The sequence below is a fragment of the Streptomyces sp. MnatMP-M17 genome, from assembly GCF_900091995.1.
Taxonomy (GTDB): domain Bacteria; phylum Actinomycetota; class Actinomycetes; order Streptomycetales; family Streptomycetaceae; genus Streptomyces.
Map to the genome: position 1 here is coordinate 1 of NZ_FMDK01000428.1, position 8405 is coordinate 8405.

7 protein-coding genes and 1 pseudogene are annotated in these 8405 nt (G+C 70.1%); 3 read left to right on the plus strand and 5 right to left on the minus strand.

Annotation, left to right across the window (positions count from 1 at the left end):
* Positions 1 to 1093, minus strand: a 1093-nt coding sequence (locus GA0115259_RS19540; protein WP_107469223.1) for an aminoglycoside phosphotransferase family protein, incomplete at its 3' end; no start/stop codon positions are given.
* A gap of 233 nt (positions 1094 to 1326) precedes the next feature.
* Between GA0115259_RS19540 and GA0115259_RS19545 the strand changes: the two genes are divergently transcribed.
* Entirely contained in the window at positions 1327 to 2829 is a 1503-nt protein-coding gene (locus GA0115259_RS19545; protein ID WP_093598692.1) for a DNA-binding protein NsdB, read from the plus strand.
* 40 nt (positions 2830 to 2869) lie between these two features.
* Here GA0115259_RS19545 and GA0115259_RS19550 read toward each other — a convergent pair whose 3' ends face one another.
* The 4 genes from GA0115259_RS19550 to GA0115259_RS19565 all read right to left on the minus strand — a co-directional run bounded on the left by GA0115259_RS19550 (position 2870) and on the right by GA0115259_RS19565 (position 6570).
* Positions 2870 to 4372: a PP2C family protein-serine/threonine phosphatase gene (locus tag GA0115259_RS19550; protein ID WP_093598695.1), complete on the minus strand. Its 1503-nt coding sequence runs from the start codon at positions 4370 to 4372 to the stop codon at positions 2870 to 2872.
* Between the two features lie 179 nt (positions 4373 to 4551).
* Complete coding sequence (locus GA0115259_RS19555) at positions 4552 to 5157, minus strand: TetR/AcrR family transcriptional regulator (RefSeq protein WP_093598698.1); 606 nt, start codon at positions 5155 to 5157, stop codon at positions 4552 to 4554.
* Positions 5154 to 5516 carry a DUF1304 domain-containing protein gene (locus tag GA0115259_RS19560; protein ID WP_093598702.1) on the minus strand — a complete coding sequence of 121 codons (363 nt, stop codon included), beginning with the start codon at positions 5514 to 5516 and terminating at the stop codon, positions 5154 to 5156. Before GA0115259_RS19560 ends, GA0115259_RS19555 begins: the two co-directional genes overlap by 4 nt.
* 211 nt (positions 5517 to 5727) lie before the next feature.
* Entirely contained in the window at positions 5728 to 6570 is an 843-nt protein-coding gene (locus GA0115259_RS19565) for an endonuclease I family protein (RefSeq protein ID WP_093598705.1), read from the minus strand.
* Between the two features lie 378 nt (positions 6571 to 6948).
* Here GA0115259_RS19565 and GA0115259_RS19570 point away from each other — a divergent pair, with 378 nt between their 5' ends.
* Complete coding sequence (locus GA0115259_RS19570) at positions 6949 to 8214, plus strand: family 16 glycosylhydrolase (protein WP_237540214.1); 1266 nt, start codon at positions 6949 to 6951, stop codon at positions 8212 to 8214.
* Positions 8214 to 8405: pseudogene (locus GA0115259_RS19575) on the plus strand (chitinase); the annotation flags it as partial. The gene GA0115259_RS19570 and the pseudogene GA0115259_RS19575, both read left to right, overlap by 1 nt.

The following is an 8405-nucleotide window of genomic DNA, read 5'->3' on the forward strand; positions in this document are numbered from 1 at the left end:
GGCGCAGCAGCAGCCGCTGCTCCTCGCCGGTGGCCGGACCGCACTGCCCGGCCGCGGAGGCTCCGGCGGCGGGCGAGGAGGAGTGGGACGACGACGGGCCCGCGCCGGGCTCCGGCGCCTCGTGCATCGCGCGCTGCACCGCCGTCTCGTACATCCGGATCTCCCGGGTCAGTACGAGCATCAGATTGACCAGGAACGCGTCCCGCTCGGCGGGACCTCTGACCTGGGCGAGCTGGCTGATCTGGCGCCGTGCCGCCGGAGCGTCCCCGAGCACCGCCCACAGCGTCGCCAGATCGTATCCGGGCAGATACCAGCCCGCGTGCTCCCAGTCGACCAGCACTGGGCCCGCCGGTGACAGCAGGATGTTGGAGAGCAGGGCGTCGCCGTGGCAGAACTGGCCCATGCCCTGCCGGCCGGCCGCCAGACCGTGCAGCAGCTTCTGGAGGTCGCCCAGATCGCGGTCCGTGAACAGACCCAGTTCGTGGTAACGGGCGATCCGTGACGCGTAGTCGAGAGGCGCGTCGAAGAGTCCGGCCGGTGGCCGCCAGGTGTTGAGCCGGGCGATCGCGCCCAGCGCGGCCCGTACATCGGCCCTCGGCGGCGCCTCCACCGGATGGCGGGCCAGCGCCGCGGCCCGGCCGGGCATCCGCTCGATCACCAGCGCGCAGTTGTCCGGGTCCGCGGCGACGAGCCGGGGCACCCGCACCGGTGGCCGGTGCCGTACGAAGGAACGGTAGGCAGCTATTTCATGCCGGAACCGTTCGGTCCACACCGGCGAGTGGTCCAGTAAACACTTGGCGACCGCGGTGGTGCGCCCGGTGGTTCCGACGAGCAGTACGGACCGGCCGCTGCGGCGCAGTACCTGTACCGGTTTGAACTCCGGACAGATCCGGTGCACCGACGCGATGGCCATCCGCAGCTGCGCGCCCTGAGGGCCGGACAAGTCGAGTCTCCCGCTGAGCGGTTGGGTGACGGCTCCCGTCCTGATCCGAGTCCGCCCGACATGGGTGGGGTCGAGATACGGTCCGCTCCCGGGCACGACCGTACGCTGCGACCGGGGCGGAGCGGACACGGAGGACGATGCTGTGTACATGGGCGATACAGATCCCTTCGTGTGCCGACGAGTTGCGTGCGCCGTCCCGCCCCGGCGGCCCTTCGGCACCCTGGGGAGTACGTCCTGCCGCCGGGGCGGGGTGGCGCTTTCCTACCCGACACCCGAGTGCGGGTGGCACACCATCTGGCGCACCCTGGCGAAGCCTGGCGAATAGTCGCCATGCATCTGCCGGAGGGCTACTGTCAAGTCAGCCGAGAACCTGGGGGCTTGACGTGAGCGGAGTATCCAACACCCGTCTGTCGGATCTGTTCGGCCTGGCCGGCTGGTCCAAGGGCGAACTCGCGCGGATGGTGAACCGGCAGGCGGCGGCCATGGGCCACCCTCAGCTGGCCACCGACACCTCGCGGGTGAGGCGCTGGATCGACATGGGGGAGACCCCGCGCGATCCCGTGCCGAGAGTGCTGGCAGCCCTGTTCACCGAGCGGCTCGGTCGTGTCGTGACCATTGAGGACCTCGGGTTCGTACGGAACGGGCGCGCGGGGAAACGACGGAACGCCGGGAGCGCCGGGAAAACCGACAATCCCGACGGTCTGCCGTGGGCGCCCGACCGGACGGCAGCGGTCCTCACCGAATTCACGGGAATGGACCTCATGCTCAACCGTCGAGGCTTGGTTGGCGCGGGTGCCGCGCTCACCGCAGGCTCCGCACTCACCAGCGCCATGCACGACTGGCTGCACTCCGACCCCGCGCTCGCGTCGGACGCGCCCCGGCTCGACGATCCCCTGCACGCCGACCCCGCCGGGTTCGACCGTTACGAGGCCGCCCCCATCGGGTCGCAGGAGATCGACGCGCTGGAGCACTCCGTCGAGGTGTTCCGCGCCTGGGACGCCGCCCGCGGCGGCGGGCTCCAGCGCAAGGCGGTGGTGGGCCAGCTCAACGAAGTGGGCGGCATGCTCGCCTACCGCCACCCCGACCATCTCCAGCGGCGCCTGTGGGGCGTCGCCGCCAACCTCGCCGTACTCGCCGGGTGGATGTCCCATGACATCGGCCTCGAACCCACGGCCCAGAAGTACTTCGTCATCGCCACCCACGCGGCACGCGAGGGCGGCGACCGGCCGCGTGCCGGTGAGGCCCTGTCCAGGGCCGCCCGGCAGATGGTCCATCTCGGCCGGCCCGACGAGGCACTCGATCTGATGAAGCTCGCCAAGTCCGGCTCCGGCGGCGAGACTCTGCCCCGTACACGCGCCATGCTGCGCACCATCGAGGCCTGGGCACAGGCGTCCATGGGCCGTGGCCAGGCCATGCGCAGGACCTTGGGCGAGGCGGAGGAACTCTTCGTCTCGGACAAGGGCGATGTGCCGCCGCCCTGCTGGATGCAGATGTTCGACGAGGCCGATCTGCACGGGATGGAGGCGCTGGCCTTCCGTACGCTCGCCGACCATGAACCGGCGGCGGCGACCGTGGCGCAGAGCCATGCCAAGAAGGCGCTGGAGCTACGGGGCGGCGGCCGGCAGCGGTCCAAGATCTTCGACTACATCTCGCTGGCGTCCGCGTGCTTCATCGCGGACGATCCGGAGCAGGCGGACCGGTACGCGCGTCTCGCGCTGGTGTCGATGGGGGAGACCTCGTCGCACCGCACCTGGGACCGGCTGCGGGAGATGTACCGGCTCACCGGCCAGTACGCGGGCCACGGGAAGATCGAGGATCTGCGTCAGGAGATCCAGTCGGCCCTGCCCAAGAATCCCGTCAGAAAGGCCGGGAGCGCCGACATCTAGCAGCTCCGGTACAGCGCGCCCCAGCCCTCGTCCTCGGACATCAGCCCTCGTCCTCGGGCAGCTCGGTCGTCTCACCCGGGCCGCCGACCCTGGCGGCCATCACACAGGCGCCGTCCGTGCGTTCGGCCTCGCCGAACTCCTCGACGACCGCCCTGGCACACTCCTGCGCGGTACGGGTCCCGGCGAGCCGGGGCGCCAGCGCCAGGAGCCGGTCCCGGTCCGTGCCGGTGGTGTCACCCTCGCGCGTCAGCCCGTCGGTGTACAGCACCAGCAGATCTCCGGGCCGGAGTCGGATGTCGGCCTGCTCGTACGCGGCTCCCGAGGTCGCGCCGAGCAGCACGCCGTCCGGTGGAGTCAGTACACGCCCCGTCCCGTCGCGGAACAGCAGCGGGGCGGGGTGTCCTGCCTGCGCCCACGCGAACGTCCGGGTCCTCGGGTTGTAGCGGGAGCAGAGCACACTGCCCAGCGCGGGCTGCTCGGAGGTGTCGAGGAGCTGATTGAGATGGCCCAGCAGGGCGCCGGGCTCGATGCCCGCCACAGCCATGCCGCGCAGCGCGCCCAGCGCCATCGCCATGGAGGAGGCGGCGGCCATGCCCTGGCCGGTCAGCTCGCCGACGGTCAACAGGGTTTCGCCGTCGGGCAGTTCAAGGGCGTCGTACCAGTTCCGGCCGGTCAACGGATCGGCCGCGGACGGGAGATGGCGTACGGCCACGTCCAGCGCCGCGACGTCCGGCGCGGCGGCCCCGTTACGGGCGGCGAGCCGTGACGAGCCGCGCCAGGACGGCAGAACGGCCTCCTGCAACTCGCCCACGAGCCGGCGCTCGGTCTGCGCGATGTCCTGCTCACGGTGGAGCGAGTCCCGTGAGTCGCGCACCGCCCGTTCGCTGCGGCGCAGTTCGCTGATGTCACGCAGGACCGCCCACATGGAGGCGGTGCAGCCGTCGGTGTCGACGACCGGCTCGCCCGTCATATGCAGTGTCCGTACCCGGCCGTCGGGCCTGACGATACGGAACTCGCCGTCTATGGGCTTCCCGTCGATCAGACACTCCGTCACCATCGCGGTGAGCAACGTGTGGTCGTCCGCGAACACCAGGGAGGGCAGTTCGTCCAGCGACAGCGGTCCGCTCTCCGACGTCCGGCCGAAGATCTCGAACAGCTCGTCCGACCAGCTCACTTCGTCGGTGAGCAGATCCCACTCCGCGCTGCCGACCCGGCCCGGCGCCGGGCCGGCGCCGTTCTGGATCCCTTGACGGTGGCGAGGAACGGGATGCTGTTCCCGCGCCGGTTCCGCCGAGCCGGAGCCCTCCGGCCGCCCAGCCTTAAGCTCCTCCAAGTGCGCGCCCAGATCGTCCAGTTGATGGACCGCCAGATCACAGAGGGCCCGTTGCCAGCGCCACAGCGCGTCATCGTCGTCCGGCTCGGTGTCACGGCGCACGGCGTCCACCTCTCCGCGTAGTTGACGCGTCTGGCTGATGAGCGCTTCCACCGTCCCCCGCTCGGGAGGCTGCGGGGCAGGACGGTCCGCGAACAGAGGGGACGGCATCTCGTACTCCGATACGGCGCGGCACTGTCTGGTCCAACTGATGGACTGTTATGAACTCTCGCACAGGCGCCCCGGGCCCGTAAGGCGTTTGGCAACACTCGATGCGGCGATGCTTCTGGCATATGCCATGGGCTGCCGGGACCGTGGATACGGCATGGTTCGACACGGCATGGTCCTTCTCAGCCGACGGGAAGCCGGTGGAGCGCCACCAGCAGCCGCCAGACCCGGGTCGCGATGGACTCCGGAGAGTCCTCGATCAGACCGTGCAGCCAGTCCGCCAGCACTCCGGTGAAGGTGACGGCCACCGCGGAGGCGATCAGCTCCGGAGCGGGCGCGCCGGCCAGCGCCCGCTCGGCGCGGCTGCGTTCGCGCAGCTCACGGTGGAGCAGCTCGCCCAGCGGGCCGCCGCCTCCCGGGCGCAGCAGTGTCCGGTAGAGCGCGGCGTGCGGGGTGAGGGCGGTGAAGAACGGGACGAGAGGCGGCGGTGGAACGCGCGGATCCGGCGCGCCTCGCCAGGCGTGCAGGGCGTCCACGGCGTCCCGTACCACCTCCGCGCAGGCGTCCACGGCCAGCGCCTGGAGATCCTGGTAGTGCAGATAGAACGTGGCCCGGCCCATTCCGGCCCGGCGCACCAGGGCGGCGACACCGACCTCTTCGAGCGGCCGTTCCGCACACTCGTCGAGCAGTGCCTGCCGCAGTCGGGCCCGGGTCCTGGCCGTACGTGGGTCGCCCGCACCCTTTCCGGGAGCCGACGGTGGCGGTGCGCCTGGCGGTGTTCCGGTCATCCCGCCGCCAGGACCGCGGCCAGAGTGATCGCGCCGGGCAGCGCCTGGACGGACAGGATGCGCCGGTTCGCGGTGATCCCGCCGTACACCCCCGCGACGGCCACACAGATCAGGAAGAATATCTGGACCCGGTATCCGGTCGGGTCGTCGGCGATCAGGCCCCAGAACAGCCCGGCGGCCAGAAAACCGTTGTAGAGGCCCTGGTTGGCGGCGAGCGGCGCGGTCCTACGGGCCAGCTCGGCGTCGAATCCGGAGAGCGCCCGTCCCTGCTTGCGCTCCCACAGGAACATCTCCAGGACCATGACATAGACATGGAAGGCGGCCACCAGACCGACCAGGATGTGCGCGACCGTCCGCATGGCGCGGGCCCCCGTACTCGTGACTAAGATGGACATGTGTCCAGGAAGTATAGACACATGTCCAGGAGCGGTCGGCCCCGGGCAAGCCGAAGCCCCCGGGACAAGCGCGTCCACGGGGGCTCGGGCCAGCATTCCCCGGTGGGGGCGCTTGGAGTTAACGCGGCACAGTCTGGCACCGGCGGTGATCAGGTACGGGCATGCCGCGCCGCGCTCACCAGATGGCCTCGACCCATTCGGGGTGGTCGATGAACGGGTTCCGGTTGTTCTGGTACTGGCTGTATATGACCTCGTTGCGGCGCTTCTCGAAGGTGTCCGGCGGGTCCTGGAGGCTCCATGCCTTCAGCACGGACAGCTTCCCCATCGCGGGCGTGGAGCCGTTGTTGACACGCTCGTTGGGTTCGAGGTCGGGCCAGGAGTCGTCGCCCTCGTACCGTACGGCCATATAGAGGATCATCCGGGCGACATCGCCCTTGACCGCGTTGCGCGGCTCGTAGGAGTCGGAGTCCGTGTAGTTGCCCGGCGCGCCGGAGACCGCGCTGCCGCCCCGGTCGAAGTCCTTGTTGCCACGGACGGAGTTGACGCCGACGTCCTCCGGGCGCAGATGGTGGAGATCGGTGCCGGGTCCGGTGGCGGTGCCGAAGTTGCCGTGGGACTGCGCCCAGACGTGCTCGCGGTTCCACTGGCCCGAGTTGCCGCCGTTGCTCGACTTCGACTGGGACCGGCCGCTGTACAGCAGGATCACATTCGAACTGTTCGCGGGATCCTGGTCGGTGTTCTTGAGCGCGTCCCAGACCTGCGCGTACGAGATCTTCGTCTGGTTCCTGATGATCGTGTGCAGGGCCGACTTCAGCGCGGGACCGGTCTTGCCGAGCGCGCTCTGGTAGTACGTGTCGTCGAGCGCGGCCACGGCGCCCGCCGAGCCCGCGGCCGGCGCGGAGATCACGGTCATGGACGGCGTGGCGGCCGGTGCGGCGGCAGCGGTGGTGGCGAGCACCGCGGTGGCGGCACCGAGGGCCAACAGCAAGCGCCCGATGGGACGTTGGCGACGGGACATGGGGAAGCTGTCCTCTCCGGCGGGGACCGTCACGGCGCACGGCCACAGGGTGGGGGCGGGCGCCGCAGTGGTCGTGATGTCATGGTTGAGCGGGAGCCTTCCACAGAGCCCTGCGGCCTCGTGTGAACACACAGTGTCGGTCATGTGCAGGTCAAGTCAACCGTTGGGCCGACCGCCGGGCGCCCGGTTGTGGAGGGTCTGGGTTCATATGTATGTGCGGCGGCCATGAATCTGGTCAACTTTGGTCCATACCAGCTTCTTGACGGCCCCTCGTAGCCTGCCTTAAATCAAGTACTGAAATAAGCGCCCGAGGCGCTCACGCGCGACCTCCCCCTCGGCTGCAATGTCATGCGCATGACCCCCCACTGAAGCGATGTGATGACTGTGCGAATCCCCCTGGGACGCCGGATGGCGCTCTCCGCGCTCGCCCTGCTCTGCTGTACCGGTCTGCTGACCGCGTCGCCCGCCGGCGCGGCTCCCGCACCCGACGCGAGCTCCGACGCCTCGATCGCCGCGGTGACCTTCTCCGAAGACTTCAACGGCCCCGCGGGATCGGCCGTCGACGGCGGCAGGTGGCAGATCGAGACCGGCGACAACGTCAACAACCACGAGCGGCAGTACTACACCGCCGGCAACAACAACGCCGCCCTCGACGGCCAGGGCAACCTGGTCATCACCGCGCGCAAGGACAACCCGGGCAACTACCAGTGCTGGTACGGCCGGTGCGAGTACACCTCGGCCCGGCTGAACACCGCCGGCAAGTTCACCGCGCAGTACGGCCGTGTCGAGTCCAGGATGAAGGTCCCGCGCGGCCAGGGCATGTGGCCCGCCTTCTGGATGCTGGGCAGCACCGGCGGCGGCTGGCCCGACCAGGGTGAGATCGACATCATGGAGAACGTCGGCTTCGAGCCGGGCACCGTCCACGGCACCCTGCACGGCCCCGGCTACTCCGGCTCCGGCGGTATCGGCGCCGGCTACACCCTGCCGGGCGGCCAGGCGTTCGCCGACGCCTTCCACACCTTCGCGATCGACTGGGCGCCCGACTCCATCACCTGGAGCGTCGACGGCAATGTCTACCAGCGCCGCACCCCCGCCGATCTCGGTGGCCGCGCCTGGGTGTTCAACAAGCCGTTCTTCATCATCCTGAACCTGGCGGTCGGCGGCTACTGGCCCGGCGACCCCAACAGCAGCACTCCGTTCCCGTCCCAGCTCGTCGTCGACTATGTGCGTGTCACCACCAACGACGGCGGCTCGGGTGGAGGCGGCGGTACGATCACGGGCCTCGGCGGCAAGTGCGTGGACGTGGCGGGAGCCAATCCGGCCAACGGCACGCCCGTACAGCTCTACGACTGCAACGGTTCCGCCGCGCAGCAGTGGAGCGTGGGCGCCGACGGTTCGCTCCGCGCGCTCGGCAAGTGCCTGGATGTGACGGGCAACAGCACGGCGGACGGTGCGCAGCTCCAGCTCTGGGACTGCGCCGGTACGCCCAATCAGCTCTGGGCCCTGCCCGCCGCCCGCGATGTCGTGAACATCGGCGCCAACAAGTGCATGGACGCCACCGGCAACAGCTCCGCGAATGGCACCCGGCTCCAGATCTGGACCTGCGGCGGCACGCCCAATCAGAAGTGGACGGTGAACCGCTGATGGCCGGCGCAGACCTCCGCGGAAGCAGAAAGCCGCTGAGAACGCTCGTCCTGCTGGCCGCGCTCGCACTGGGCCTCGCCACGTCGCTCATCAGCACGCCGGTCCCGGCCACCGCCGCCGTCGCGGCGGTCGGCTCGATCACGGGCCTCGGCGGCAAGTGTGTCGATGTGGCGGGGGGCAAACCGGCCCAC

Bases quoted from the DNA above. Each gene is read 5' to 3' on its own strand.
- GA0115259_RS19550 (WP_093598695.1), bottom strand. From the start codon at position 4,372: ATGCCGTCCCCTCTGTTCGCGGACCGTCCTGCCCCGCAGCCTCCCGAG.
- GA0115259_RS19560 (WP_093598702.1), bottom strand. From the start codon at position 5,516: ATGCGGACGGTCGCGCACATCCTGGTCGGTCTGGTGGCCGCCTTCCAT.
- GA0115259_RS19570 (WP_237540214.1), top strand. From the start codon at position 6,949: ATGACTGTGCGAATCCCCCTGGGACGCCGGATGGCGCTCTCCGCGCTC.
- GA0115259_RS19555 (WP_093598698.1), bottom strand. From the start codon at position 5,157: ATGACCGGAACACCGCCAGGCGCACCGCCACCGTCGGCTCCCGGAAAG.
- GA0115259_RS19565 (WP_093598705.1), bottom strand. From the start codon at position 6,570: ATGTCCCGTCGCCAACGTCCCATCGGGCGCTTGCTGTTGGCCCTCGGT.